Raw genomic sequence first — 1,338 nt, 5'->3', positions numbered from 1 at the left:
CAATAGCGTCCTAAACGATATGAAGTTAGGATAAATAAGTTGTCATAGAGAGTTCTATGGTGAATTTGGGTTCCAATTGGGGAACAAGCCCCCCTGGTCAACTATTTTGGGTTTGTATAGGGGTAGATTAAATGGCTTATCTAGCCACAGATGTAGGTCGATTTTGACAAAAAGATTCAATCGAATAAAGGCCACCAGATTAGAAAGTTGCCAACCATATTTGGCCAACTCTTTCAGGAATTTCAGCAGCAGTATAGTGATAAGGGCTGTCCATATCTGGATCATAACCGCATTTTGGCTGGTGCCAATAAATGATTTGATATGAAGTAGCTGTTTGATCTCTCTGAAGAATATTTCAATCTGCCATCTGCTCTTATAAAGCTCCGATATAGTGTTTGCTGTCCAAGATATCTGGTTTGTGATCAGCTCAATGGTTTGTTGGTTTTCTTCATCCCAAATAGCAACCCTGCGCAGGCGCTCTGGGTATTTCTTTTGTGATTGAGGGCCGGTAAGTTGAATGAGTTCATCTTTGAGTATGTGGTGATGCCTGGTTTCTGGTAAAGGGTTCTCTTTAATAGATTTGAATTGAAGGTTATCCTTATGACGGATTACGAAAAACACCTTGTTGCTGTCCCAAACATGGAGGAGAGAAAAATCATTGTAGTACCTGTCGGCTACAATGACACTTCCAGCCAACAGAGGGATATCGTAAGTTCCTTTATTATCTGCTGTTTTGCCATCTGTGATATTGACATAGGCCGGAAGGTTGCCATCATAATCCAGCAAGGTGTGCATCTTCACTGCTCCCTTGTTGGTTTTGTATCTGGCCCAATCAAATAGAGTCAGACAAAGGCTAATGGTTGTGGAGTCTAACAGCAATATCTTTGACTTGATCCTGAATTTTGTCTGCTTAAACCCAGCCAGATGTGACAGGTGACCTTGCAAGTGATAGTAAAAGTCTCGGAACAGTGTCGAGTCTCTGTGTTTGTTTTGGTAGCTCACCGATGATTTAGAAGGAGCTTTATCAACACCAAGGTGGTTAAGGTTACCAGTAGCCGAACGTAACCCGTTGCTAATATCTCTCACTGACTGACTTTTTGAAAACTGGCAGAATAACATTGACACCAAATGAGTCCAGCTATTATATCCCTTCTGGTGCTTATCAGTCTGCTTGTCTGATACCAGCTTCCGGAAGGCATTCTTGTCAATTTTTGAGATGATCTGCGAGAATAAGTTTAGATTTACCATGGGAGGTGTAGTCTTTTGTTGTGCAACTCAAAGCTAACTTTGAGATACTTAATTCACACCTCCCTACTCTATTCGTTTAGGACGCTATTG

General features: G+C 41.3%; 1 protein-coding gene. It reads right to left on the bottom strand.

Going from position 1 to position 1,338, the window contains the following annotated elements:
- Positions 1 to 54: 54 nt before the first annotated feature.
- A complete protein-coding gene (locus tag GC130_RS25475) occupies positions 55 to 1,248 on the bottom strand; it encodes an IS4 family transposase (protein ID WP_152001198.1) in 1,194 nt (397 codons plus the stop codon).
- Positions 1,249 to 1,338: the final 90 nt, after the last annotated feature.

This window comes from Imperialibacter sp. EC-SDR9, from assembly GCF_902498805.1.
Lineage (GTDB): Bacteria > Bacteroidota > Bacteroidia > Cytophagales > Cyclobacteriaceae > Imperialibacter.
This window is presented reverse-complemented; position numbering and strand designations above follow the sequence as displayed.